Here is a 25,778-nt window from a genome sequence, read left to right on the forward strand (position 1 = left end):
ATGACTCAGGCAAAGACTGTATCGGCAGCTACTTCCCCTTCTACAAAACGTCCTCGAACCCTGGCTGGTGTCGTCCCTGCACCGAACGACGCTGCACGTACGCAGGCGCTCGCCCACTACGAAGCTGCATTGCGGCTAATGCAGGATGGTAAGTACGACAAAGCTCATGCCGCCTTCGACAAGATGTTGGCAGCCGGTCCAGGCGACCTGGGCGACCGGATCCGCATGTACATCAATGCCTGCCTGTTACAGGTAAACAAGGGTAAGGCCAGCTTCAAGAGCAACGAAGAGCGCTACGACTACGCCGTCTCCCTACTGAACGACGGGCACTATGAGGATGCGCGTGAAGAGTTCAAGACGATTCTGAAGCAGGACGAAAAGGCCGACTATGCATTTTACGGTCTGGCCGTGCTGGCCAGTATGACCGGTGACTCTCACACCTGCCTGGAGCATCTCACCGAGGCCATCCGGCAGAACCCGAAGAACCGCATTCAGGCGCGAGGCGACTCCGACTTCCAGGACATGGCAGACGATCCCCGGTTTACCGAGCTGCTTTATCCCGAGGTATAAAAAGACAGCAAAAGCATCTTTATTGTTGCCTGTTCTCCTTCAACCTCAGCATAAAACCCAGACCCGTCTCAATCGAAGGCGGGGTTTTGCTGCCGCAGGGCGGAAGAAAACCCTGCATTTTGTCTTTGCTTGTTTAGGCTCTTGCTGCCTCGAAAGCTGGATAGACCTACGCGCTCTTTGAAGCGACCCGAGCGCATCAGCGGAATGACCCGCTAAAATCAATCCTCAGAGATTTCAATGGGAGAATTGGGCCATGCAGTTGTCGAATCCGGATGGACCAAAAGAGCTTCGAGTCGTCGCCATGGGCGGAGGGACCGGACTGTCGACACTTCTACGCGGTCTGAAGTGCTACGTCCCCATGCGAGATCGACGAAAGAGGCCGCGAACACCCGAGCTGACAGAAAGCCCCGGCTTGCCTTGTAAGGACGCACGCTGGATGATCCGCGAGCTTTCCGCGGTCGTGACCGTGACAGATGACGGCGGCTCCTCCGGGCGGCTGCGCGAGGACTTCAAGATGCTGCCGCCGGGCGACGTGCGCAACTGCATGGTCGCGCTCTCCGAAGACGAACACCTCCTCTCGAAGCTGTTCCAGTTCCGTTTCGACCAGGGGGAGCTGGAGGGGCATAGCTTCGGCAATCTCTTTGTCGCTGCCCTCTCGCACATCACCGGAGACTTCGCGCAGGCCGTTCAGATGTCGTCGCAGATCCTGGCGATCCGGGGAAAGATCTTTCCCGCAACCAACACCAACGTTACCCTTGCTGCACAAATGGACGACGGATCAGTGGTACGGGGCGAGACGAACATTACCGCCAGCAAGCGGCGCATTGTGGAACTGATGCTCGAGCCCGCGACCGCCCATCCTCTACCCGAGACGCTCGAGGCAATTGCCCATGCAGACCTGATTACGCTGGGACCGGGATCGCTGTACACCTCGCTCATCCCCAACCTGCTGGTCAGCGGTGTGCCCGAGGCGCTGGCAGCCTCCCCGGCAACTAAGGTATTTGTCTGCAACCTCATGACGCAGGCGAACGAGTCGCTGGGACTGTCGGCCTCGCAACACATCGAAAAGATCCTGCAACATGCGGGACCCACGAAATCGCCGCTCTTCGATTATGCGTTGATCAATACGGCCCCGATCTCTGCGGAGCGTCTGGAGCAGTATGCACGCGAAGGCCAGGAGCCGATTGAAGCCGATCTGGAGCGAATAAGGGCGCTCGGAGTTGAGCCGTTGACCGGCAACTTCGTGCATGAGGGAGACGTGCTCCGACACGACTATGACCGCGTGGCGGAGACTCTGCTCGGTCTGCGGGCATTGGCTATTGCCTGAAGGAGAAGAAGAGACGATGTGCGCGACCCCGCTACTCGAAGGGACAAGAATACGTCTGGAGCCTCTGACCCTCGACCATCTGACAGGGCTGGAGGCAATTGCTTTTGACGACCGCATCTGGCGCTACATGCCGATAACCATGAAGACGCCGGATGATCTGCACAATTGGGTGGAGAGCGCTTTGCGGCTGACAGAAGCCGGAACGACAATCGCCTGGGCCACGGTTTTGAAGTCGGAGAACCGGGTGATCGGAAGCACTCGCTTCTCCGATCTGGATCGCACTCATGAGACGGCGGAGCTGGGGCACACGTGGTTATCCCCGGAGTTTCATGGGGCGGGTCTAAATACCGAGGCCAAGCTGCTGCAGCTTACCTATGCCTTCGAGGAACTTAAACTGCGCAGAGTGGCGCTGAAGACGCATCACGAGAACGTGCAGTCGCAGAAAGCCATGCGCAAGATCGGCGCAGTCGCGGAGGGAAGGTTTCGCAACCACTTCATCATGCCCGACGGCTCTCAGCGGCACAGCCTCTGGTTTTCGGTCATCCGGGAAGACTGGCCGCAGACGAAATCGCGACTAGAGGCGCGGGTAGGGGATCTGACTCCACCGTCCGTTTGAGCTGCCCGCAGGCGGCGTAGATGTCCCGCCCACGCGGCCGGCGGATATAGGCCGGAATGCCGGCGGCGATGATCCGCTTCTGAAAAGCCGCCACTCCTGCCTGCGAAGGCTCGTGATAAGGCATATTGGGGCCGGAGTTCCAGACGATAAGGTTGATCTTGCAGCGTCGACCGCTGACCAGCGCGATCAGTTCGTCCGCGTCGCCCAGCGAATCATTGATGCCCCCCAGCATCACGTACTCGAAGGTGATCCACTCTCGATTGCGCAGTGGAATGGTATCGAGCGCCTCAAACAGCGCCGCAATATTCCACTTGCGCGTGATGGGCATAATTGATTCGCGGATGACGTCGTTGGGAGCGTTGAGGCTGACCGCCAGCTTGGGACGCACCGGCTCTCGCGCAAAATCCAGAATGCCAGGCAGAATCCCGGAGGTGCTGACCGTCATCCGCGACTCGGGAATGCGCATGTAGACCAACAGGCGAACTGCCTCCATGAAGTTGGCATAGTTCAGGAACGGCTCTCCCATGCCCATAAAGACAAGATTGATCCGCGCCGGGGTAGGATTGCCACGGCTGCTGCCAAGATCGACCCTGTGGCGGTTGAGCACTGCGGCGACCTGCCCAGCGATCTCGCCAGGAGTAAGATTGCGCCGGATGCCGAGCTTGGCCGTGAGGCAAAACTGGCAGTTGACTGCGCAGCCCACCTGGCTGGAGACGCAGATGGTCGCACGGCGATAAGGGAAGGCTGCCGGATTGGCATCCTCCTTCTCCTCCTCTTCGGCGGCAACCGAGCCATCGCCTCGCTCGCCTCCGTCGCCGTCCGGCATCCAGACGGTCTCGACGGTCTCGCCGTCGGCCATGCGGATCAGATAGCGCTCGGTGCCGTCGACGGACCGGGCAGTCTGAACGATCTCCGGCAGGCCGATGTCATACCCCTCGGCGCTAAGCGACCCGCGCAGACTCGCAGGCAAAGTGGTGATCTCGTCGAGCGAACCGACCCGTTGCCGATAGACAGCCTCGATAAGTTGGTTAGCCCGGTAGGGGCGCTGCCCGAGGTGCGTCATCAGGTGGGTCAGAGCGTCCAGCGACTGGCCGAAGAGCGGCTTGGACCCTAAAACGACTTCGGCTACGGTGTTTGTTTTGTTCAACATAGTGATATTACGCGGTCTCAGGCGGGCTGTAGTTAGTTTACTCCGAACGGGCCGGGGCGACCAACATCCACCCTGCTGTGAAACAATGGAGGGTAAGGAGCTCCATGTCTGTAACGTTAGTTGAAGATAGCGGTTTGACGAGAAATGCCTCCGCCCGCAACATCCGCAAGACCGTTTTATCGAACGGATTGACGGTGCTGACCGAGGCCATGCCCCAGGTCCGTAGCGTCTCGATGGGCGCCTGGATCGGCACAGGTTCGCGTGACGAAGAGGCAGCCGTGAACGGCGTCTCGCACTTTGTCGAGCACATGGTATTCAAGGGCACGACCTCTCGCTCGGCCAAGCAGATCGCCCGTGAGGTAGACACCATCGGCGGCAATCTCGACGCCTTCACCGGCAAGGAGATGGTCTGCTTCAACATCAAGGTTCTTGACGAAAACGTGACCCCGGCGCTCGACGTTCTGGCCGATCTCGTGCTGCACCCGACGTTCACACCCGAGGAGATCGTGCGCGAGCAGGGCGTCATCCTCGAAGAGATCAAGATGGACGAGGACAACCCCGACTACCTGGTCCACGAGGTCTGGACCCAGAACTTCTGGAAGAACGAGGCCCTTGGCCGTCCAATTCTCGGCACCAAAAAGACTGTCTCAAGCTTCAACCAGCAAATCATCTTCGACTTCTATGCCAGCCGATTCACGCCGCGCAACATGGTCTTTTCGGCGGCAGGAAACCTGGACCACGATGCCTTCGTGGCGCAGGTCGAGCAGCAGTTCAGCTCCCTCGCCGCCAGCAGCGACGGCCATCTCCCACAGATGCCGACCCCGGTGGCCACTCCGCACATCACCCTGAAGCGGAAGAAGTCGCTCGAACAGGTCCAGGTCTGCCTCGGCATTCCAGCGCCCCCGGTGAACCACTCCGACCGCTACGGAGTCTACCTGCTCAACACCATGCTTGGCGGCGGCATGAGTTCGCGCCTCTTCCAGACCATCCGCGAAGACCAGGGCCTCGCCTACGCCATCTACTCAGAGATGAATCCGTTCCGGGACACCGGCTCCCTCTGCATCTTCGCTGGCACGGCAATCGACAAGACCGAGAAGGTCTTGCAGCTTACCATGCAGGAACTGCGCCGTCTGAAAGAAGACACTGTCAGCGAAACTGAGTTGAAGCGCGCAAAGGACCAGTTGAAGAGCAATATCGTGATTGGCCTCGAAAGCTCAGGCAGCCGGATGGCAAACCTGGCACGGCAGCAGATGTACTTTGGCCGTTTCTTCGGAGTGGACGAGATCACGCAGGAGATCAATGCCGTGACCCCTGCCGACATTCAGTCCCTGGCGCAGCAGCTCTTTCGCCCCGAAGCGATTGCCCTCACCCTGCTGGGCAACCTCGGCGAGATGAAGGTCGAGCGCGAAGATCTGGCCTGCTAGTCTGATAGAGTTTTGTTCGATGGAATGATCTGAAATGGACAGGCCGAGGAATTGATGACCAAATTGATGGCGAAGACGACAGCCCTGGGACGAGGACAAGCAGCACGACCGACGGAAGAAGGCTTCACCCTGATCGAACTGCTGATCGTCATGTCGATCATGCTCATCCTAATGACGCTGGCAGTTCCTCAGTTGTTGAAGCTGAAGAAACAGGGCAATCAGACCTCGGCGATCAACTCGGTGCGCACCATCGGACAGGCGGAGTTGCAGTACAACTCGGCTTATCCCGCCAACGGATTTTCCTGCTCGCTGGCCACGCTGGGCGGCGATCCCAAGGCTGGCGCTCCGACACCGCAGGCGGCGCAACTGATTACGCCCGACCTCGCCGCCGGCCACAAAGCGGGATACACCTTCGCCATTACCAACTGCCAGAAGGTGACCATCAACAATCAGGACATGATTACCTCGTTTGAGATCACGGCTGTACCCGACGCCGTCGGCAAGACCGGCGACAACGGTTACTGCTCCGACGAGAACAACGCCATCCGGCAGGACCCCACCGGCGGCACGAACTGCACCCAACCCATCCAGTAATGCTGAAGAAGACCGCTCTATTGCTGTTCGTCTGCTGTGCGACGCCCCTGTTCGCGCAGGGGCAACAGAGTGCCACGCCAGACAGCGCCCTCATTCGCAAGGTCGACGATCACTACAACCACCTCACTTCCCTGCGCGCCCATTACACCGAGCACTACACCGGCATGGGCATGGATCGCACTGAATCTGGCACGCTCCTGCTGAAAAAACCCGGCCGCATGCGCTGGAACTACGATAAGCCAGTCGGCAAGGTCTTCGTGCTCGACGGCAAGTACGCCTGGTTCTACACGCCGGGCGATTCACAGGCCCAGCGCGTTCCTGCAAAGGAGCTGGACGATCTACGATCTCCGCTGCGTTTTCTGTTAGGCCATACACAGCTCAAAAAGGAACTGGACAACCTGACCGTCACCCCGGACGGTGCAGGGTTCAGGATCACCGGTGTCCCGAAAGGCATGGCGCAGCGGGTAAAGCTGCTGACATTACAGGTAACCTCTGCGGGAGCAATTCAGCAGATGCAGATCGAAGAGCTGGATGGATCTATAACAGGATTTACTTTCAGCGAAATACAAGAGAACATTCCAGTGAAAGGTGAGACTTTTGTCTTTCACCCTCCCGCTGGAGTCATCTTCGTAAACGGACTGCCCCCCATTTAGAGAACACGCCGGACGTTGTCAGGCGCATGGCTTTCTCCCTCTCATTACGGCCAATTGTAAAATTGAGTTAACCTCAAAGTGATTGAATTGATCTAGCGCGACGCCGTGCGCGGAAAAGTTGAGTGTAACGTGAACAACCCAAGCAGCACCCTCCTGGCCAATCGTCTTTCCACTGCCGAGTTCCACGCCGCAGTTTACGAGCTGTCCCCTACCGTTGCCGTCTTCGACTGCGATGGAACGCTATGGTCAGGCGACGCCGGTTCGTCTTTCATGAAATGGACGATCGATACCGGCCTGATCTCCCGCGAAGCGACCGACTGGATCGACGGACGGTATCGCGGCTACAAGCGCGGTGAGGTCTCCGAGCTGGCGATCTGCGGCGAGATGGTCCAGCTCTACCAGGGTCTGCGCGAAGAGGAGATGCGCCGCGCCGCCAAAAAGTTCTTTGCAACCCACATCGAACCCAATATCTTTCCCGAAATGCTGGAGCTGGTCACCGAATTGCAGCGCAAGGGTGTAGATATCTGGGCAGTGAGCTCCACCTGCGACTGGGTCATCGAGGAAGGCGTGCAGCGCTTCAAGATTCCCGCGAACCGTGTGCTGGCAGCCCGCGTCACCATCAAAGATGGCCTGGTAACGGAGACGATCTGCGATGTGCCGACCGACGAAGGCAAGGTCACCTCGCTGGCCCGCGTTGGCATTACGACCCCCGAGGCAGTCTTCGGCAACTCAGTCCACGACGCCGCGATGCTGGGAATTGCAGGACGGGCGTTTCCAGTGAACCCGTCACCAGCGTTGGCGGAGCACAGTGCAGCCGAGGGATGGCCGGTTTACTATCCGGCTTCAGTCGTACCCATCGGCTATTAGAGCGAACGAGGCATTTAGGCACGGCGAGAGTCTAAACTGTAGTCAGGTGAGAGATTCCATTCGCAAGCTTGAAGTACGTGTCGAAATAGCGCCATCCAGGCCCCTCCGGCTTGTGGTCGCGGCGCTGATTCTACGCAAGGGCGCCGGTGGAACCGAAGTCTTTATTTGTCAACGCAAACCCGACCAGCCCATGAGCCTCAAATGGGAGTTTCCCGGCGGAAAAATCGAGCCAGGCGAAGGCCCGGAAGAAGCCTTGGCGCGCGAATTGAACGAAGAGCTGGGAATCGCGGCCGACATTGGCGAGCGTGTAGCGCAGATCCGCCACAAATACCGGAACGGTGGCGCGGTGGATCTTCAGTTTTTTGTCGTGAAGCAGTTTCGTGGACCGCTCGAGAACCGCATCTTCAACGACATGCGCTGGGCTCCCCTGGCCACCCTGCCGGAGTACGACTTTCTCGCCGCAGACCTCGGCCTCATCCGCGACTTGTCTGAAGGTAAGCTTCTCGAAAAAATTTAGCACTACGCGTGGAAGCCGTTCCACACCATTACCCCAGACAGCACAATCACGATGATCGTGGTAAGCCATGCCATCGCATTGAACCAGCGGCTGTTCGTATACTTCCCCATCAGCTCATGCTTGTTGATAAGACGCAGCATGAAGATCAACACAATGGGCAGAAGAACGCCGTTCAGCACCTGCGACAGAATACTGAACTTCACCAGCGGAAAATTCGGTATCAGCACAATGCCTGCAGCAGCGGCAAGCAGCAAGGTATAGAACCAGTAAAAGAACCGTGCCTCCTTGAAGCTCTTATCGAGTCCGCTCTCAAGTCCAAGTCCCTCACAAACCGTATATGCCGTCGAGAGCGGAAGAATAGACGCCGCAAATAACGAAGCATTGAACAGACCGGCGGCGAAAAGAATAAAGGCATACTGGCCCGCGAGCGGCTTCATGGCTCCCGCGGCGTCGGCAGGGTCGGCGATGTTGCGGATGCCGTGAGTAAACAGCGTCGCCGCGCAGGCCACCACGATAAACCACGCCACGAGATCAGTGAAGAACGAGCCAACAATCACATCGAGCCGCGACGCCTTGTATTGGCGAACCGTAATTCCCTTTTCAACGATGGTGGATTGCAGATAGAACTGCATCCATGGACTGATCGTAGTGCCGATGATGCCGACCGTCATATAGACATACAGCTTGTCGTGCCACACGCCGCGAGCGGGTAGCTTCACCGTCTCGACCATCGCCAGATGCCAGTCCGGTCCGCTGAGAACACCCGCCACGATGTAGGCAATGTAGAAAACGCTGGCGATGAGGAAGACTTTTTCGACGCTCTTGTAATCTCCCTTGACCACGAGTACCCACACCAGAAAGGCGCACGCCGGAACGCTGGCGTACTTGCTGATATGAAAGAGCTGCATGCTGCCCGCGATGCCCGAGAACTCGGCGATGACGTTGCCGAAGTTGACCACGACCAGCAGGATCATCATCACGAAGGTCATGCGCAAGCCAAACTCTTCGCGTATCAGGTCGCTGAGTCCCTTGCCCGTTACCACGCCCATGCGCGCGCACATCTCCTGCACGATAATCAGCGCAAGCGTAATCGGAATCATCGTCCACAGCAGCGTATAGCCGAATTGGGCGCCAGCCTGAGAGTAGGTAAGGATTCCGCCGGCGTCGTTATCAACGTTAGCGGTAATGAAGCCCGGGCCGAGCACGGCCAGAAAGAGGATGAGACTCGTTCTCCATCTGCGCCAAGAAGTCATGCCATTCCCTACCCTTTTTATTGATAAGCCAACGAGGGACCCCCACTCGCGGCGCATGACTTTAAAGTCGTCCTCTCAGGCTAAATCAAAGGTTGGATAAATCCTGCGATCAGACCGAGGTTGTACGCAAACGATTAACAATTTCCGCTGCGCGTTCGACGATCAACTCCATCTGACGATCGTTATGGTAGCCATCGCGCAGCGCACGTCTCTGCCCCGCCGCGGCAATCCGTCGCCGGGCCGCTTCGTCCGGCAGATAGCGCCGAATCTTCTCTAGCAACTCGTCATATGACGAGAAGAAGACGGCCTCCTCGTCCTCACGAAAGCGCTGAAGATGGCCTTCAGACCTCTCGGCAAGCAGAAAACCGCCGCACCCCGCGATCTCGAAGCTCTTATGCACAAACTCGTCCAGGTTCGAGTGGGTGATAAAGCTGAGGTTGATCTTCGACCTCCAGATCGCCTCGCGATACTGCTGTCGGTAAAGCTCGCCCTCGCGATAGAGACGGCTGAAAGGCTCCTCGCCGAGCGCTCTCTTCCATTGCCGGTCGTTGCCCGAGATCACCACCTGAAACTCATTTAGTTTCGACAGACGGTTGAGAGTCTCGGCACGGTTATCGTAAGGTGTCCCAACGAAGGAGACTTCCCGGTTGCGGTTGGCATCCGACCAGCTATCCGGCGGAGGATACTGAAGCGTAGGCTCATAGGCGGTCTGAATCTTGATGACATCGCGCGCGCCACGCTGACGGTAGTCGGTGATATTTTTATCCCGCTGCACCACATGCAGATCGTAGTGCGGAATGTCCTTCATATAGAGCCGCCAGCCCGGGTCCTGCCGTGGCCCGAAGGGGTTGTCGATCATGTAGCTGACCGTGGCAATGCCCATCGCCCTCATGCGATCGAGCGTCCCGGGCTGCATCGAAAGCAGCTTATCCGTCCACAGTAGGTCGGGTTTTTCGGCAGCGGCTACCCTCAGCAGATCGCGGTTCAGCCGCGTAACCATCGGCCCTGCGGCCAGGCGAAAAAACACCTTGCGCAAAAAGGGATTGCTGTATTGATAGTCATAGGTATTCATCGGAATCACCTGATGCCCCAGGCGTTCCAGCGCCCACATGCGATAGAGCGAGGTATCGTTCGGCGTTAAACCGGCGGCATAGAGAATCTTCATCGAAAACTGAGTCTTTCTGATCGTTGGCGTGATTCGATTTTAGCGGTTGGCGCGCAGCAACGCGATGACCTGTTCGGCATGGATCACCCCAACCAGCCGCTGCTCGCTATCAAGCACAGGCAGTGAGCGCAGATTGTATTTATCAAAAAGTTCCGCCACCTTGCGACCGTTCTCGTTGATATCACAGGTAACGACATGGCTGTGCGGCAGATCTGCCAGCGCTGCATTCGGCTGCGCAAGCAGCAACTGAACCAGAGGAATGAGGCTTGCAATTCTTCCCTCTTCATCCAGCAGGTAGATATCAGTGACGATCTCGATGTCGCCCTCGAACTTGCGCAGCGCCTCGATGGCCTGCCCCAGCACAGCCGTCGCTGGCAGAGCGATATAGTCCGTCGTCATACGCCCGGCGGCAGAGTCGCCGGAGAATTCGAGCAGCTCCTGCACCTCCTGCCTCTCTTCAGGCTCCATCTTTCCGAGAATCTCCTCCGACCTTTCATCCGACAGTTCGGAGAGCAGATCCGCGGCGGCGCCAGGGTCCATCTCTTCGACGATGTCAGCGATCTGGCCCGAGTCGAGTGACTCGATCAGCGCCTGCTGCATCTTCGGCTTCACCTCTTCCAGCGCTTCGGCGGCAGTCTCCTCGTTGAGGCTGATGAACAGCGCCTGCCGCTCGGCAGGCGCAAGCTCTTCGAGAATGTCCGCAATGTCGGAAGGATGCATCTGCTCGAGGCGGTTCTGCTCGATCTTGAGCTTGACCCGACGTGACGGGTCGCGGTCGATCAAGTCCACGAAATCCCACGGAATAAGGCTCGGGCTGAAGCGGGCTGCTATGCGGTCAGCCGTCGAAGCATGTAAGCCCTTCAGCAGGCGGCGTACTGCTCCACGCAAGCCAATCTCGACCTCAGCGATGCGCAGAGATAATTCCGCACCTTCACCGTTCGCTGACTCCCACACCAGATCGACATCGTTGACGCGGACCACCTTGCGACCATGAACGTCGATAATCTGCTGATCGAGCAGGTCGCGCTCCAGCATCAGGCGGCTTTCCTCCGCGGGCAGTACGGCTGGCGAAGCTCCCTCGCGCAAGTGCATCTCGTTGCCTTGACCCAGCCGGAGATCGGTAATCAGAATCAGTGCAGGCTGCTCGCCCCGCTTCCCTGCCGATCGCCGAAGCAGAAGTCCATGAACCTGAGAGGTCGCAATCTCTGGCGCAACGACAAACTCGCTCACACGGCCATAGAGCGCGCCCTGCGCGTCCATCACGCTGGCGCCCATCAGGGCAGAGACACTCGTTCGTTGATTAAACTTCGTCATAGGCGCTTGCAACTGCTGTCATACCAGACTTTACATCGCTCCGCGGCGGGCAATACATCTCCATCTCAACCCGTAGCTCTGACCCAGGAAGACCGTCGCCAGCCCTGAGCAGCAAACACGCATCTTATAAAAATTGCGCCAGGAGCAGATTACGGCGGACAGCATCCGTATACTCCTCTTATCCGCATGGTAGCTCACATGAACGGGCCCGTCCGCCGAAAAGAGCAGGAACGAGGCAGCCCAGATCCATGCCCGTATCGTTAGGAGGAAACCTTTGGGAAAAATCACGCGCCATGCATCCTTGACATTCGGCAAATCCACAAGCACACTGCCATCATCGCTATCGTCGGCAGTTGACGACCGATATGAAGGTTCCGCAAGGACAGCATTGGCCGACTCAACTACAAGCCGCGTCAGCTTCACACTTGACTCCTCTCTGGATAGTGTCAACAAAGTAGAGTTGACTGCCGAGCAGGCAGCGCAGCGCGCCGGGTTCGACGAAGATACCGCTACTCACGTCGCGATGGCGGTCCGTGAAGCCGCAGTCAACGCTGTTCTCCACGGCAACGCCTACAGTCCCAACAAGCACATCACAGCTTCTTTTGAAACAACGTCGGACGCGCTCGTCATTCGCGTCGCCGACCAAGGCCCCGGGCTCGATCCGGACAGCATTCCCGATCCGCTGGCACCGGAGAATATCCTTCGCGGTTCAGGCCGTGGCATCTTCCTCATCAAGGCCTTCATGGATGAGGTACACTTTCGCCAGCTACATCCCGGCACGGAACTGACTCTTATCAAACATCGCAAACCCGCTCAGCCGGGGAACTAAGGAGACGATTACTCATGAGCATGAAAGTACAGACTCGCCAGGTAGACGGCGTCACAATTCTGGATCTCAGCGGCCGGATCACACTCGGCGAAGGCAGCGTAACCATTCGCGATGCAGTTCGCGATGTGCTCGCTAAAGGCTCGAACAAGATTTTGCTGAACCTCGCCGACGTCAACTACATCGACAGCTCTGGAATTGGCGAGCTGGTCAGCGCCTTTACGACGGTGAAAAATGCCGGTGGAGAGCTGAAGCTGCTCAATCTCACCAAGAAGGTTCACGATCTTTTACAGATCACTAAGCTCTACACCGTCTTCGACGTCAAGGATGACGAAGCCTCCGCGATCTCTTCCTTCACCAAGTAACTTCATTCCTCACACAAAAGGCCGTCGCTCGAAGCGACGGCCTTTTGTGTTGATGCCAACCGATTACTTGGAGAAGTCCACTTTAGGCGCAGTGCTGTTCTCAGGATTGCCCTTGAAGTATTCATCTCTGTAGTGGAACCCTGCCATACCAGCCCAGATGCTGTTAGGAAACTGGCGGACGTAGACGTTGTAATCCTCAAGCGTCCGGTTATACCGGCTGCGTTCCACCGCGATCCGGTTCTCCGTACCCGCCAGTTCATCGGTCAGACGCGTGAACTGCTCGTTCCCTTTCAGGTTTGGATACTGCTCTTGCAGGCGGAAGAACGGCCCCAACGCAACGTCGAGCTTCGAGTTCGCCGCGATGCTGCTCGCACGGTCAGGAGCGCTCGTGATGGCCGCCCGCGCATTCGCAATGTTGGTCAGCACGGTGGACTCTTCGTTGACATAACCTTTCACCGAAGCAACCAGGTTCGGAATCAGGTCGAGACGGCGCTGCTGCACCACGTTCACCTGCGAATAGGCCTGGTTGATGGCCTCATTCTTCTGTACCAGCGTGTTCTTCGTGCTCACATAGCTGCCAAATCCAAACAGCGCTATAAGAATAATGACGCCGACTACTCCAAGCACAATCCATAAAGATTTCATTCGCCCCTCAATCTCCTTCGTCTGGTTTCGATCTTCCGGCAGGTGTCCCGGCTGTACTCTATCACTCCCGGTTGTCCTGCCCGTCCGTTGCCTCAACTGATATTTACATCGGCATCCTCAAAAATCTCCACTCGCTCCGCCGCCACCGGAACTGCCCCCTCCAAAGCCACCGAAGCCGCCTCCGCCACCCCCCTCGTCATCTCTGCCCCCGCCTCTGCCGCCTCCACCGCCCATCAGGCTTCCCAACAGGAAAAAGATCAGCCCCACATTTCCCGTCCGGACAAGAATGAACAGCACGAAGAGAATGCCAACGCCGCCCAGCACCACCTGCCACAGGCTCAAATGAACAGCCACCGGCTGCGGCTGTTGACGGTATTGCTGTTGCATCGGCTGCGTAAGAGTAACGCCCGCATCCGTAGCGATGATCTGCGCAATCTGCCCAACGCCCAGCGGAACGGCATGGTTATAGTCCCCCTGCCGCGCAAAGGGAGCCATGGCTCGCCCTATGTCCCCAACCTTGGCGTCGTTGAGAATGCCTTCCAGCCCATAGCCAACCTCGATCCGCCCGCGCCGCGGCTGCATGACCAGCAGCATCAGGACGCCGCGGTCCGTTCCCTTCGCGCCTACCTTCCATTTATCTTCAAGCGCGGTAGCGAACTCTTCAATGGATTGATCGCTATCAATCGTCTTGATCGTCACCACCGCTATCTGGGCATGGGCCTGACGGTCGACCTGCGTGCAAAGAGCATCCACGCTCTGCACCGTCGCAGGCGACAACACCCCGGCAAAATCGTTGACATAGCCGGTGGGCGCCGGCAACGAAGCTACCGTCTCCGCCGTCAGAACTCCGACTGGCGAAAGGACTAGAACAACAATTGCCAGCCATCGTGAAATGCGCTTCATTGAAGGTCTATTCTACGCCCTGACAGACGACGCGCCCGCAAGAGAAAAGGACGCTCCCGGCGTCCTTTTCTCTCTCACAAAAAAACAGTGTTACTCCGTCGGCGGAGGAGGCGGAGGAGCAGATGGCGACTTGTTCCCACGATGCGGCATCTCGATGCCCTTGCTCTTCGCAAGCTGATCCACCATGACCAGATGCCCATGGATTATCTTCGCGGCCTTCATCACCGCATCTCGCAGCATGGCATCCTGGGTACCCTCCGCTTCCACGCGAAACTCGCGCAGATCGTGGTGGTGCTCCTTCATCATCAGCGTCAGATACTCCGTATCGAAGGCATCCCCGGAAAGTGCACCGAGTTTGTCCAGCTCTGCCTGATCGTCTTTATTGATGCGCTTCGGCAGCATCACTCCCATCGAGTCGGCCACGCTCTCCATATCTTTGTTCATCGCGGTGTGGTCCTCGACCATCTTCTGGCCGAGCGCCTTCACATCGTCGCTCCCACCCTTCTGAGCTGCAACCTGGCCGAACTGTATCTCCGCAAGACCTCCCTCCACCGCCTTGCGCACAAACATCTTGTCCTTTGTCTCCTGTGCAGTCTGTCCACTGGTTCCGACCGAATCCTGCATCGAAGGTCGCTGCGTCTGTCGTTGCCCCGGTCCTGGCATCGGCTGGCTCGATTGGTTCGGGGCCGCGTTCTCCGGCAAAGTCCCAGGCTCTGCCTGCCCTAGAAGCGCGGCAGGAAAGAGCATCGTGGCTGTACTCAATAAAATGATTTGCACTGGTCTGAAATTCATTACTTGCCCTCCGGCGAACATCTGTTAGTCGTTCTTTGTGCCGCCTTATCCTTCTCGTTTGGTGTGCTGCTTCGACTTCGGGTTGCCTCTCTCAAAAACCTCTGACACTGTATCCTGACGGCTGGAGTTTATCGAATGACCCAACCTGCCATCACCCCGCCGACTGCCCGTCAGGACCCTACGCCTGTAACTCTGCATGGCCAAACGCTCGAAGATAACTACCGCTGGATGCGCGATAAAGACTCACCAGAAGTAATCGCTCATCTTCAAGCGGAAAACCAATATACGCTCTCCGTCATGGCGCCTACTACAGAATTGCAGGCGCGGTTATACGCCGAGATGCTCTCCCACATTAAAGAAACCGACGAGTCCGTTCCCTACCGCGACCGCGGCTGGTATTACTACACGCGCACCGTCGAAGGCAGCCAATATCCCATCCATTGCCGCAAGCTCGCCGCGTCGGCAACCTTCGATCCCACCCAGCCCGAAGAGGTTCTGCTCGACGTCAACAAGCTCGCCGAAGGCCAGCCCTTCATGTCGGTAGGCGGCATGAGCGTCAGCCCCGACGGATCGAAGCTCGCCTACTCCACCGACAACACCGGCTTCCGCCAGTACACCCTGCACATCCGCGACCTCAAAACCGGAACCGACCTCCCCGACACCGCCGAGCGCGTCGGCTCGCTCGTCTGGGCAGCCGACTCGCACACCCTCTTCTACACAACCGAGGACGAGGTCACCAAGCGGCAGGACAAGCTCCACCGCCACCGCCTCGGCGACGACGCCGCAGATGATGCCCTGGTCTACGAAGAAAGAGACGAGCGCTTCAACCTCGGCGTCGGCAAGACCCGCGACGGCAAGTATCTCCTCATGGAAGCTGGAAGCCACACCACCAACGAGTGCAGCTACCTCTCAGCCGACACGCCCGGCGGCGTCTTCCTCGTCATCGCCCCCCGCCTCGACGAGCAGGAGTACTACGTCGATCACCGCGACGGCCTCTTCTACATCCGCACCAACGACACCGGCAAAAACTTTCGGGTCGTCACTACGCCCGTCAACGGAGAAGGCCGCGACTCATGGACCGAGCTCATCCCCGAAGATCCGCAAGTACCACTCGAAGATTTCGACGTATTTAGCTCATTCTGCGTATCTTCAAGAAGAGAAGAAGGCCTCACCGCCCTCGAAGTCCAGCACTTCGAGGCGAGCGGTCAATTAGGCCAGGTCGCAAAAATCGATTTCCCCGAACCCGCCTACACCGCCCAGGCCCACGTCAACCGCGAGTTCGTCACCAGCGCCTTTCGCTACAGCTATCAATCCCTGGTCGCCCCGGCCTCCGTCTATGACTACAACGTGGACACCGGCGTCTCCACCCTCCTCAAACAGCAGGAAGTCCCCGGCGGCTTCGACTCCACCCGTTACGCCTCCGAGCGCCTCTGGATCGAAGCCAAAGATGGAGTCAAAATCCCCGTCTCCCTCGTCTACCGCCGCGACGCATTCAAGCGCGACGGCACCAGTCCCCTCTACATCTACGGTTACGGCTCCTACGGCTATCCTCTGCCTATCGGCTTCGGCCCCTCGCGCCTCTCGCTCCTCGACCGTGGCGTCGTCATGGCCTACGCCCACATCCGCGGCGGCGGCGAGATGGGCGACCAATGGCACGACGCCGGAAAGATGATGGCGAAGCACAACACCTTCACGGATTTCATCGCAATCACCGAGCAGTTAGTAGCCCAGGGTTACGGAGCGAAGGACCGCGTAGCCATCGAAGGCGGCAGCGCAGGCGGTCTGCTCATGGGTGCGGTAGTCAACCAGCGTCCCGACCTGTTCCGTGTAGTCCTCTCGCACGTTCCCTTCGTCGACGTGATGAACACCATGCTCGACGCCACCCTGCCGCTTACTGTCGCCGAGTACGAAGAGTGGGGAAACCCCAACGAGCCCGAGGCCTTCGCCTACATGCGCTCCTACTCCCCGTACGACAACCTCAAACCCGGCCCCTACCCAGCCATGCTCGTCAAAACCAGCCTCAACGACTCGCAGGTCATGTACTGGGAGCCGGCAAAGTACATCGCCCGCCTGCGCACATTGAAGACCAACGACACGCCTCTCCTCCTGCACATCAACATGGACGCAGGCCACGGCGGAGCCTCCGGCCGCTACGATTACCTCAAAGAAATCGCCTTCGACTACGCCTTCCTCCTGACTCAACTCGGCGTGGAGGGCTAGGGAACTCTGGGAACGCCCATTGGTTTTTTTGTTTGTCATTCCGCAGCGAAGCGGAGGAATCTGCGCTTTTGGGTGCCGATACAGCTTCAAGGACACTAGAGCAAAGTAGCCGTTGATGTAGAGTCTGCCGAGCCCTTTGTTTGTCATTCCCGAAGGGAATCTGCGGTTGCCTTCCTCCACAACAACAGCAAATCTGGACTAAACTGGCGTGATCACCCAAGAGATGTTGAAAAACCTGTCAAGCCCGAAAATGGCATAAAGCATTGATTTACAAGCACATCTTCACTGCAAAAGAGTTTCGCTCCATTCGCTACAATTAAACAAGATGAGTTACGAATCTCCCGCTGAGTGTGGCGGAAGGTCAGAATCCGACATCCTGCCTTCCGCGACCCCCAACCTCCTGCCCGCTTACCAGGAGAGCATAAGTCATTTGGATGGAAGACTTTACCTTTAAGTCTTTTGTTTGGAAGACTTTGCCGAAGTATAATTTTCTATCGTATTGCAAACAGAGACTTTAGAGGGTAGGTGGAGGGAGGGGGGGTACTAGTCGGAGTGGTCCACAAGAGTTTGGATGAGAGCCGAAATGGTGGGTTCAGTGGCTTCCAGATGCGGAGGGTGGCCAAGGTCGCGGAGCGTCTGAGAGGTGATGGGACCAATGGACGCAAGAAGGATGCTGGCAGGAAGGGTCAGGCCAGCGGCTTCGAGCAGTGCGATTAAATTCCGGGCGGTGGAAGCGCTGGTAAAAGTGATCGCGTAGGGGTAGTTCGCGGGCAAGCTGAATAGTTGCCGCAGCGAAGACATGGAATCCGGTGGGATCTGATTGCGATAGGCTTCGGCAACCGTCACCGTAGCTCCGGCAGCGGCAAGCATCTCCGTGAGAATGTCGCGGGCGTCTGCGGCGCGAACAAGAAGAATTCGTCTCCCGGAGACGTCGGAGGCAAGCGCATCGGCAAGCGATTCGGCGACATACTTCGGCGGGATCAGGTCGACTTCGAGGCCGATTCCCTGCACTGCCCGTGCAGTGGCTGGCCCTATGACGGCGATGCGCTGGGGGATGAAAGCTGGATTGCGGCGCTGGCCGAAGACTTCAACAGCATTAGCGCTGGTAAAGAGCAACCAGTCGTAGGTCTCCAGTTGCGCCAGGGCGGAGTCAAGAGGACCATAGCTTTCGGGCGGAACAATCTCGATGGTGGGAATAAGGATAGGAATCGCCCCCAGTGCTTCCAACTGGACAGCCAGATCTGAGGCCTGATGGCGGGTTCGGGTGACGAGGATGCGTTTATTTTGGAGGGCGAGCATCTTTCCAGCGATTGTAGTTTGAGGAGAGGAGCTAGACGCAATCGCCAGAATTTCTTTAGCGCCGGGTCACGGCTCGAACAGCGTCACCCACAACGCGAAGGGCCTGTTCTGCCGCGTCTCCTACCGGGCCCCAGACCTCCGCTCCATCGTCCAGGATCGGCATTCGCAGGCTGACCTTCGTTCCCCTGCCCGGACGGCTATTGATCTCGACCCCGGCCAGGTTGCCATAAAGAACGCCCATCCGCTCGCGCACGTTTCGTATGCCAATGCCCGTTCCCGGACGCACCAACCCGCTGACCGGCGAGGTGCTCTCCAACTCCGGGTCCATTCCTACGCCATCGTCCTCAACCTCAACCAGCAGCATTCCATCCTCGGTAATGCGGCTGCGCAGGGTCACTGTGCCGCCGCTGATGCGCGGCTCGAGACCATGCTTGATACTGTTTTCAATCAGCGGCTGAAGCAACATTCCCGGCACGACAACATGTAGCGTCTCTTCGGCAATCTCCTTCACGACCTTAAGCTTCTCGCCAAACCGAACGACCTCAATATCCAGATAATCGTCGGTAAACATCAACTCTTCGCTGAAAGGTACAAACGCCTCGCGATCCTTGAGCAGAACGCGCAGAATGTTGCCCAGCTTCACGATCATCTCGCGGGCAAGTTCGGGACGCGATCGCACCAGCGACGTAATCGAATTCAGGGTGTTGAACAGGAAGTGCGGATTGATCTGGCGTTGCAGCGCATCGAGCCTTGCCTCCAGCAACAGTCTTCCCTGCTCCTCCAGCTTGCGCTCGATGCGGACCGAGTTCCATATCTTCAACGGAATTCCGACTACAACAGGCGATGCCGCGCAGATCAGCAGTTCGACCCACCACGAGTCGGAGTGCAACTCGAAAAACCGGCGAGGATAGAGTCGCGAGAGCATGCTCAGTCCAAACTCGCCCATCGCAATCGACAGCAGAAGCAAAACCTGCCAGTCAAGGCGAGGTCGCCGCAGATTCCGCGTCACCCAGCGATAGATGCTCAGGTCGATCATCGGCGAGAAAGACCAGACCTCTTCAGCCTTCGCAAAGCGTCCAAATGCGCCAGCCGCCGCTGCCACCAGCAGGTTCACCGGAAGCGCCAGATACTCATGGTGAAGCACCGCAGGAATTGCCAGCGCAGCGCCGCCTGCCATCGCCGCCAGCGGGCCTACAAGGATGCCCAACAGAATTGTCGTCTCATAAGAGAGGTCCGCCGCCAGAAAGTTCGGCACCAGCACGCGAACCCAGACTCCCAACGTCAGTGGCACGCAGATCATCGCCACCAGCCCCGCGGTCTGCCGACGGGTTCGATGCGGCGCCAGTAACAAGTTTTTGAATGTTTTCGCGCGCGCCAGCGAAGTCGACACCGCCGCTGCCACGCCCAGCTCAATCAGCAGCGTAATCAGGATCAGCTTTGGATCGGTCTGCGTCACAACCTTACTTTACCCCTTCAGCGCTGCATCGAATGCCTGCGGCGAACAATCCAATCTCCATGCAGTCAGAAACGTATAATCGCACTATGCCCTTCGCCTCCGTAAAAAAAATAGCCGACGCCGACTTCCCTACTCGCTGGGGCCATTTCCGCATCCTCGGCTTTGAGGGCATCGTCACCAATCCGCAGCCCTGCAACGAAGCAATGCCGGATCCTGCAACGCGGATAGAAGCTGCCGTTGCGCTCGTCATGGGCGACATCCACGCTGCGCCTCCTATCGTGCGCATCCATTCACAATGCCTGACTGGAGACGTCTTCCACTCGCTACGCTGCGACTGCCGCCAGCAACTTGAGCTTGCTCTCGCTACCATTGCAGAAGCAGGCACGGGAATCCTACTCTACGAGCAACAGGAAGGCCGCGGCATTGGCCTGATGGCCAAGCTACGCGCCTACGAACTACAGGATCAGGGCCGCGACACCATCGAGGCTAACCTCGAACTCGGCTACGCAGCCGACTGCCGCGCCTATGAACTTCCCGCCGAGATCCTCAAGAGCCTCGGATTGAAGGCCGTTCGACTGATGACAAACAATCCCGAGAAAGTCGACGCGCTCGTCTCCGCCGGAATCGAAGTCACGGAACGTATCTCGGCCGAGGTGCCAACCGAACCGACCTTCGACCGCTATCTCCAGACCAAGCGCGAAAAGATGGGTCACCTGGTCGGCTAGGATTCACCGGCCCAGCTCCCTGTCGAAGAAGTTCGCCATCAAGCCATAAGCCTCCTTCGACTCCGGCAACTCCGCATCGTTCCAGAAAGCATGCGGCAATGCCTCGAAGACCACCAGACGCGCATCCACCCCGTCTCGCAAAAATGCGCGATGCAGAATCGTCGTGCCGCTGAGCAGCAGGTCGCGGCCGCTCGTAATGAAAAGCGTCGGCGGCATTCCGTGCAGGTCAGCGTAGAGCGGTGAGAGAACCGGGTCTTGAGGGTTTGTTCCCTTCACATATTCGGCGAGCAAGGGAGGCGGCGCGGGAGGATCAAGATGTCCCGACAGGCCGCCAAGCGTGTACATCGCCTGCGAATCGCCGACATGATCGAAGTCTCCAAAGCCTGAGAAGATTCCCAGCGCTCCCGGCAACGGCAGCCCCAGCTGTTTGATCTTCACCGCAACCTCGCCCGTCAGGATTGCCCCGGCCGAGGTTCCGTAGATCGCGATCTTCGCGGGCTTGTACGTCTTCAGCGCCTCTCGATAGACCGCGACGGCATCATCCACCGCCGCAGGAAAAGGGTGCTCAGGAGCGAGCCGGTACAGGACGGCGATTACCTTCGTCTGCGTCAGGTTGGCAATCGGCACAGTCTCGGTGAGCGAGCCGGAGTCGGAGTTGAATCCACCGCCGTGCAGATTGATGAGCACACGGTCCTGACGATCCGCGGGCGTTTCCAGTGGAGTGACCAGAAGCACAGGCACGCCAGCGAACGACTGGCTCACCACATGCACGGGATACAACGACTCCGACAGCTTGCCTGCGCGGGCCTGCCACGCATCGGTGCCGGTTCGCCGGGCTTCGAGCGTCTCCGGCTTGGCCGCGTCCGACTGGGGACGCGCAAGCATGCGCTGGGCCTCGGGGCTTACCGTCTTTGGCACAGGAATAACGCGAGTAATGTGCGCCGTTCCCTGGCCATCGATCACGCTCGAATCCCTTTTAGCCCCGGCGGTCGCCTGTTGCGACCATGCGGGAACAGTACATAAAGAAATCGCCGCGCAAATCATCGCGCCCGCATAAAACCTGTTCCCCAAGTGCAATCTTAAACGTGCGAATCTGCGATGCATCGACCGATCCTTTCCGAACTCACTGGCCACCCATCATACAAACTGCGCTGATGAGATCGAAGGTGCAAACAAATCTAATGCCGCATTCCTTCGATCACCTTAGCCGTTGTCACGAGCTGCCCTACGTGCCGCTGCGTGTGGTCTGCACAGTGCACCAACAGCCCGGCAACCGTGGTCGGCAACATCTTCCTGCCGACGCCGCGGCTTTCTCCGTAGCTCTCAGGCCGAAACGCTTTGACTCGCTGCATCGCTGATGAAAGTCCCGATTCGAACTCCGCAAACAAAGCCTTTCGTGAAGCGCTCGCGTTTACTTCCGTCTTCAACGCTTCCAATTGCTCCGGGGACAACTGCCTTCCCTCCGCATAGGTCAGCAATCGGTCGAGGCTGCGGACGATGTGCCGCATCTGGCGTCCCACGGAAGGCAGGCCGAGCGGCTGTGCCTCGAGTTCTTCGTCGCGTAACTCCGCACACCAGCGTTCGACATCCTCGCGGGCAAGCTCCAGCGCATGAAGCACAGCGCGCTGAACCGCATCCACTTCAGTCAGGCTTCCCCGCAACCAGGGCTCAACATCTGTGAGAGCCATCGTTACAACCCCTTTCTCTGCCGAAATGTCCTTACCACTTCGCCCACATCTTTATGTTCCGAATCTACTGCGAAGTTCATCTCGCGGATCTCCTCTGCGCTGACCTTTCCCGCCAGCCTGTCCATCGCCACCTGAATCACCGGATGCCGCCGCAACGAGTCCTCACGGATCAGCGGCACGGCTTCATATGGTGGAAAATAATGCTTGTCATCTTCCAGCACCGTAAGTCCCATCGCCCGTATCGGCCCATCGGTCGAATTCCCTGCCACCATGTCCACTTGTCCAGCCCCGAGCGCCCGATAGAGCAGGCCTAGATCCATCACCCGCGGAGCCTCGCGAAACCGCAACCCATACGTCGCTTCCAGCCCGCGCAGCCCATCCGGGCGCTCCTCGAACTCATACCCTACGCCGAGCCTCCACTGTGGCGTCACTTTCACCGCGTCAGAGATCGTCTTCAACCCCAGCCGCTGCGCATCCGCTCCGCGTACGACCATCGCAAAGGTATCCTCAAACCCCAGGCCGCGCTCTACCTTCACCGCATACCGCTTCGCGTATAGCTGCTGTATCGTATCGAACACAGTCGCCGCATCGCGCTGTCCCACCGGAGGAAGCGGCTGCTTCAGGATCGCAGTCAGCGCGGTTCCGGTGTACTCGATATAGCCATCGATACGCCCATTTACCAGGGCCTGCTGACAGATGTAGCTTCCGGCCAGATAAAATTTGCGGTCGACCTTCTCGCCAGTGACGGCCTCGATCTCCTGCGCCACCAACTCACCGAGCACCACCTGCTCGGTAAAATTTTTCGCGCCAATCACGATTCGCGAGGAGCGTGGTGGTGCACAACCGATCAAACCGCCACAAACTATCAGTACCAAAACCATAGGAGCCAAACTGAAAAACGTACACGGCCACCCCTTACACGCGATCCGCTTTAATTCGCGAAATGCGTGGCCAGCCGTCCTCAAGCCCGCCTCACAGCAAGCCGTTTCTCCAACCATCCCAGCCCCGCATCCGCCACCAGCGCCAGCAGCGCCGCCGGAATCGCTCCCGCCAGCACCAGGCTGTTGTCCACGCTCGCCACACCGCGAAAGATCAACTCGCCCAAGCCGCCCGCGCCAATCGCAGCCGCAATCGTCGCGACCCCAACGCAGGTCACGGTGGCCGTTCGCAGTCCCGCCAGAATTACACTAGCCGACAACGGCAGTTCCACCTTCCACAAGCGCTGCCACGAGGTCATTCCCATCGCCTCGGCTACATCGCCCAGCGCTGCATCGACGCTGCCAATCCCTGCGTAGGTGTTTCGCAGAATGGGCAGCAGAGCATAGCCGGTCAACGCGAGAATCGCCAGCCGCGCCGCGTTCTCTCCCAACCACGGAACCGGCAGCAGCAACCCAAACAAGGCCAGGCTCGGAATCGTCTGCACCACATTCGCAAACCCGATAACCGGCTTCGCGAGAGCAGGCTTTCGCGTCAGCAGAACCCCCAGCGGCAGCCCGATCGCAGCAGCCAGCAGCATTGCGAAGACTGTAAGCCACAAGTGCTCGAAGGTCAGACGGGCAATCTCCCATCCATGCCGATGCATAAAGAGCATCAAGCTGGCACCGCCCGATGTACAGCGGAAACATAATCCTTTACTTGAGGGTTATTCGAGATCAAAACCTCGCGCGCAGCTAAATCTGCCGCTACCTCCCCGTTGGCCAAAAACACGACCCTTTCGGCCAGATAAAGCGCCTCATCGAGGTCGTGCGTCACCAGCAGAACCGTCTTACCCACTCGCTGCAACAGATCCCGCAACATGGTCTGCATCTCCGCCCTGGTCAGCGGGTCGAGCGCCCCGAACGGCTCGTCCATCAGCAGAACATCCGGCTCCAGCGCCAGCGCCCGAGCTAGTCCCACTCGCTGTCTCTGTCCGCCTGAGAGCTGCCATGGATACCGGTCCGAAAACTCCGCGAAGTCCATACCCACCAGCCCCAGAACTTCCGCTGATCTCGCTGCGATGTCGGCCCGCGACCGGCCTGCCAGCTCCAGAGCCATCCCTGCATTTCGCTCTACGGTCATGTGCGGAAACAGGCCCGTCTCCTGAATGACGTAACCCACGCTCCGTCTGAGAGCCACAGTGTCATGAGCCCCGACAGGCTTTCCGCCGACACAGACCTCTCCGGCGGTAGGCGTCACCAGTCCATTGACCATGCGCAGCAACGTCGTCTTCCCCGACCCGCTTCGCCCCAGCAAAGCAGTCGTCGTCCCTGCTTCCAGGCGCAGTGAGACGTCGCGCAACAGGGTGCGGCCCGGTTGTCCGTCCGCACCTACGGGCAGCGTATAGCTCACCTTCGCGAACTCGACGCCAACCGCAGCCATGCTCTTTACCTATCCGATATTGCGAGCTACTGTGCAGCCTCCGGAGCAGACTCAGCGCCACCCTGCACGCTTGCTCCGGGATGCCCCTTCACCCGGACGACCGTAATCTTCTCGAAGCCCTCTTTGAACGTCGGCGGACGCAGACGCTCAGCCATCTTCTGCATGATCTCGTCCGTCACTACACGCTCACGCTTGCTGTTGCGCTCCATGCACACCGCCAGTGGAACGTCGAAGAAGACCGCCTGTACCTCGTAGCCGAAGCTCTTCGCCATCTTGATCCACTGCTTGCGCTCGTGCGGAGAGAGGTTTGTGGCATCGACATAGTTCCACGGCATCTTCGCGATCAGCCGTGCCCGCAGCAGGCTGCGCAGAGTCGAAAACACTAGTCCCTGATAGCGCTGCTCGGTGATGTCGTCAAACAGCAGCGTCCGCAGCAGGTCGCTCGACAGAGGCGTGACTCCACGGCGCTTGTACCAGGTCGTCTTGCCCGAACCGGGCAGGCCAATCGCCAGTACGACATAGCCTTTGGGCGACTTCGCAGCCGTCTGTTCCGCCGGTGGCGTAGCCAGATTTTCGGGCTGCGTCTCCACGATCACAGTGCGTTCCGGCGCTACGACTTCGCCGCTGGCCTGTTCGTGAGCGGGCTCACGGATAGGTTCCCGGACAGGTTCAGAAACGGGCTCTGCCACAGCCGCGGCGTGTGGATGCTCCGGCGCATGTACCGGCAGAGGCTCGGGGTACGTAGGCCGCAATGGAGCAGGTTGATTTGCGGGCAGTTCCTGCCCGCTCTTGCCCGTGGACTCCGAATCATTCGGTCCACGTCTAGGGCGTCGTCTCATTTTTTCGCGCATCCAATCGCGCAGTTCGCGCATGTCACGCTTGTAACACACCGCGAAAGCCGCCCGCAAATCTTGGCACCTCAGACGCCACTCCTCGAATACCTCCGAACAGCAAATTGCCTGTTCTCAAGTGGGTGCGGGTCACTTGTAGGTCCGGCCATCCATTTGCGAACGCCCTCTCCGAATGCTAGCATCGGTTTTGATGGGGCGTT

The 25,778-nt window shown here is 58.6% G+C and carries 27 protein-coding genes; 12 read left to right on the forward strand and 15 right to left on the reverse strand.

Features of this window, described 5'->3' with window-relative positions; all coding sequences use genetic code 11:
* From P4G45_RS09770 to P4G45_RS09780, 3 genes are all read left to right on the forward strand, one after another.
* Positions 1 to 570: a tetratricopeptide repeat protein gene (locus P4G45_RS09770; RefSeq protein ID WP_348266292.1), complete on the forward strand. Its 570-nt coding sequence runs from the start codon at positions 1 to 3 to the stop codon at positions 568 to 570.
* 253 nt (positions 571 to 823) lie between these two features.
* Positions 824 to 1,897 carry a gluconeogenesis factor YvcK family protein gene (locus tag P4G45_RS09775; RefSeq protein ID WP_348266293.1) on the forward strand — a complete coding sequence of 358 codons (1,074 nt, stop codon included), beginning with the start codon at positions 824 to 826 and terminating at the stop codon, positions 1,895 to 1,897.
* Between the two features lie 16 nt (positions 1,898 to 1,913).
* Positions 1,914 to 2,513 carry a GNAT family N-acetyltransferase gene (locus tag P4G45_RS09780; RefSeq protein WP_348266294.1) on the forward strand — a complete coding sequence of 200 codons (600 nt, stop codon included), beginning with the start codon at positions 1,914 to 1,916 and terminating at the stop codon, positions 2,511 to 2,513.
* Here the strand turns inward: P4G45_RS09780 and rlmN are convergent.
* The gene (gene rlmN / locus P4G45_RS09785; RefSeq protein ID WP_348266295.1) at positions 2,437 to 3,663 is read right to left on the reverse strand and encodes a 23S rRNA (adenine(2503)-C(2))-methyltransferase RlmN; all 1,227 of its coding nucleotides are present in this window, start codon (positions 3,661 to 3,663) and stop codon (positions 2,437 to 2,439) included. The genes P4G45_RS09780 and rlmN overlap by 77 nt on opposite strands.
* Before the next feature lie 104 nt (positions 3,664 to 3,767).
* On the opposite strand from rlmN, the gene P4G45_RS09790 reads away from it, so the two are divergent.
* The 5 genes from P4G45_RS09790 (at position 3,768) to P4G45_RS09810 (ending at position 7,718) form a co-directional block, all read left to right on the forward strand.
* The gene (locus P4G45_RS09790; protein WP_348266296.1) at positions 3,768 to 5,087 is read left to right on the forward strand and encodes a pitrilysin family protein; all 1,320 of its coding nucleotides are present in this window, start codon (positions 3,768 to 3,770) and stop codon (positions 5,085 to 5,087) included.
* Between the two features lie 54 nt (positions 5,088 to 5,141).
* Positions 5,142 to 5,681, forward strand: a complete 540-nt coding sequence (locus tag P4G45_RS09795; protein ID WP_348266297.1) for a type II secretion system protein — start codon at positions 5,142 to 5,144, stop codon at positions 5,679 to 5,681.
* Positions 5,681 to 6,334 carry an outer membrane lipoprotein chaperone LolA gene (lolA, locus tag P4G45_RS09800; RefSeq protein ID WP_348266298.1) on the forward strand — a complete coding sequence of 218 codons (654 nt, stop codon included), beginning with the start codon at positions 5,681 to 5,683 and terminating at the stop codon, positions 6,332 to 6,334. Before P4G45_RS09795 ends, lolA begins: the two co-directional genes overlap by 1 nt.
* Positions 6,335 to 6,463: 129 nt before the next feature.
* On the forward strand, positions 6,464 to 7,201 hold the full coding sequence (locus P4G45_RS09805) for a haloacid dehalogenase-like hydrolase (protein WP_348266299.1): 738 nt from the start codon (positions 6,464 to 6,466) through the stop codon (positions 7,199 to 7,201).
* A 112-nt stretch (positions 7,202 to 7,313) separates the two neighbouring features.
* A complete protein-coding gene (locus P4G45_RS09810; RefSeq protein WP_348266300.1) occupies positions 7,314 to 7,718 on the forward strand; it encodes a (deoxy)nucleoside triphosphate pyrophosphohydrolase in 405 nt (134 codons plus the stop codon).
* A gap of 2 nt (positions 7,719 to 7,720) precedes the next feature.
* On the opposite strand, the gene P4G45_RS09815 is transcribed toward P4G45_RS09810, so the two are convergent.
* The 3 genes from P4G45_RS09815 to P4G45_RS09825 form a co-directional block, all read right to left on the reverse strand.
* The gene (locus tag P4G45_RS09815) at positions 7,721 to 8,971 is read right to left on the reverse strand and encodes an Nramp family divalent metal transporter (RefSeq protein WP_348266301.1); all 1,251 of its coding nucleotides are present in this window, start codon (positions 8,969 to 8,971) and stop codon (positions 7,721 to 7,723) included.
* 109 nt (positions 8,972 to 9,080) lie between these two features.
* Positions 9,081 to 10,136 (reverse strand): glycosyltransferase, encoded by a 1,056-nt coding sequence (locus P4G45_RS09820; RefSeq protein ID WP_348266302.1) that lies wholly within the window; start codon positions 10,134 to 10,136, stop codon positions 9,081 to 9,083.
* A 39-nt stretch (positions 10,137 to 10,175) separates the two neighbouring features.
* On the reverse strand, positions 10,176 to 11,450 hold the full coding sequence (locus tag P4G45_RS09825; RefSeq protein WP_348266303.1) for a magnesium transporter MgtE N-terminal domain-containing protein: 1,275 nt from the start codon (positions 11,448 to 11,450) through the stop codon (positions 10,176 to 10,178).
* Positions 11,451 to 11,838: 388 nt separating this feature from the next.
* Here P4G45_RS09825 and P4G45_RS09830 point away from each other — a divergent pair, with 388 nt between their 5' ends.
* Together P4G45_RS09830 and P4G45_RS09835 are read left to right on the forward strand one after the other, a co-directional pair.
* Positions 11,839 to 12,279 (forward strand): ATP-binding protein, encoded by a 441-nt coding sequence (locus P4G45_RS09830; RefSeq protein WP_348266304.1) that lies wholly within the window; start codon positions 11,839 to 11,841, stop codon positions 12,277 to 12,279.
* 14 nt (positions 12,280 to 12,293) lie between these two features.
* Entirely contained in the window at positions 12,294 to 12,641 is a 348-nt protein-coding gene (locus P4G45_RS09835) for an STAS domain-containing protein (RefSeq protein ID WP_348266305.1), read from the forward strand.
* Between the two features lie 63 nt (positions 12,642 to 12,704).
* Here the strand turns inward: P4G45_RS09835 and P4G45_RS09840 are convergent, their stop codons facing one another.
* The 3 genes from P4G45_RS09840 to P4G45_RS09850 form a co-directional block, all read right to left on the reverse strand.
* Complete coding sequence (locus P4G45_RS09840; protein WP_348266306.1) at positions 12,705 to 13,286, reverse strand: LemA family protein; 582 nt, start codon at positions 13,284 to 13,286, stop codon at positions 12,705 to 12,707.
* A gap of 117 nt (positions 13,287 to 13,403) precedes the next feature.
* Positions 13,404 to 14,189, reverse strand: a complete 786-nt coding sequence (locus P4G45_RS09845; RefSeq protein ID WP_348266307.1) for a TPM domain-containing protein — start codon at positions 14,187 to 14,189, stop codon at positions 13,404 to 13,406.
* 90 nt (positions 14,190 to 14,279) lie between these two features.
* Positions 14,280 to 14,981 (reverse strand): DUF4142 domain-containing protein, encoded by a 702-nt coding sequence (locus P4G45_RS09850; RefSeq protein WP_348266308.1) that lies wholly within the window; start codon positions 14,979 to 14,981, stop codon positions 14,280 to 14,282.
* A gap of 135 nt (positions 14,982 to 15,116) precedes the next feature.
* Between P4G45_RS09850 and P4G45_RS09855 the strand changes: the two genes are divergently transcribed.
* The gene (locus P4G45_RS09855) at positions 15,117 to 17,201 is read left to right on the forward strand and encodes a S9 family peptidase (protein ID WP_348266309.1); all 2,085 of its coding nucleotides are present in this window, start codon (positions 15,117 to 15,119) and stop codon (positions 17,199 to 17,201) included.
* Between the two features lie 543 nt (positions 17,202 to 17,744).
* On the opposite strand, the gene P4G45_RS09860 is transcribed toward P4G45_RS09855, so the two are convergent.
* Complete coding sequence (locus tag P4G45_RS09860) at positions 17,745 to 18,500, reverse strand: uroporphyrinogen-III synthase (RefSeq protein WP_348266310.1); 756 nt, start codon at positions 18,498 to 18,500, stop codon at positions 17,745 to 17,747.
* A gap of 55 nt (positions 18,501 to 18,555) precedes the next feature.
* Positions 18,556 to 19,956 carry a histidine kinase gene (locus P4G45_RS09865; protein WP_348266311.1) on the reverse strand — a complete coding sequence of 467 codons (1,401 nt, stop codon included), beginning with the start codon at positions 19,954 to 19,956 and terminating at the stop codon, positions 18,556 to 18,558.
* 86 nt (positions 19,957 to 20,042) lie between these two features.
* Between P4G45_RS09865 and ribA the strand changes: the two genes are divergently transcribed.
* Positions 20,043 to 20,681: a GTP cyclohydrolase II gene (gene ribA / locus P4G45_RS09870; RefSeq protein ID WP_348266312.1), complete on the forward strand. Its 639-nt coding sequence runs from the start codon at positions 20,043 to 20,045 to the stop codon at positions 20,679 to 20,681.
* A gap of 3 nt (positions 20,682 to 20,684) precedes the next feature.
* Here ribA and P4G45_RS09875 read toward each other — a convergent pair whose 3' ends face one another.
* From P4G45_RS09875 to P4G45_RS09900, 6 genes are all read right to left on the reverse strand, one after another.
* Entirely contained in the window at positions 20,685 to 21,752 is a 1,068-nt protein-coding gene (locus P4G45_RS09875; protein ID WP_348266313.1) for an alpha/beta hydrolase fold domain-containing protein, read from the reverse strand.
* Between the two features lie 107 nt (positions 21,753 to 21,859).
* Positions 21,860 to 22,369 carry a DinB family protein gene (locus tag P4G45_RS09880; RefSeq protein ID WP_348266314.1) on the reverse strand — a complete coding sequence of 170 codons (510 nt, stop codon included), beginning with the start codon at positions 22,367 to 22,369 and terminating at the stop codon, positions 21,860 to 21,862.
* A gap of 2 nt (positions 22,370 to 22,371) precedes the next feature.
* Positions 22,372 to 23,184, reverse strand: a complete 813-nt coding sequence (locus tag P4G45_RS09885; protein WP_348266315.1) for a glycine betaine ABC transporter substrate-binding protein — start codon at positions 23,182 to 23,184, stop codon at positions 22,372 to 22,374.
* Between the two features lie 146 nt (positions 23,185 to 23,330).
* Positions 23,331 to 23,960: an ABC transporter permease gene (locus P4G45_RS09890; protein ID WP_348266316.1), complete on the reverse strand. Its 630-nt coding sequence runs from the start codon at positions 23,958 to 23,960 to the stop codon at positions 23,331 to 23,333.
* On the reverse strand, positions 23,960 to 24,727 hold the full coding sequence (locus P4G45_RS09895; protein ID WP_348266317.1) for an ATP-binding cassette domain-containing protein: 768 nt from the start codon (positions 24,725 to 24,727) through the stop codon (positions 23,960 to 23,962). Before P4G45_RS09895 ends, P4G45_RS09890 begins: the two co-directional genes overlap by 1 nt.
* Positions 24,728 to 24,753: 26 nt before the next feature.
* The gene (locus P4G45_RS09900; RefSeq protein WP_348266318.1) at positions 24,754 to 25,566 is read right to left on the reverse strand and encodes an AAA family ATPase; all 813 of its coding nucleotides are present in this window, start codon (positions 25,564 to 25,566) and stop codon (positions 24,754 to 24,756) included.
* Between the last annotated feature and the right edge of the window lie 212 nt (positions 25,567 to 25,778).

Origin of the sequence: Edaphobacter paludis, assembly GCF_039993895.1 — a bacterium.
Classification (GTDB): domain Bacteria; phylum Acidobacteriota; class Terriglobia; order Terriglobales; family Acidobacteriaceae; genus Edaphobacter; species Edaphobacter paludis.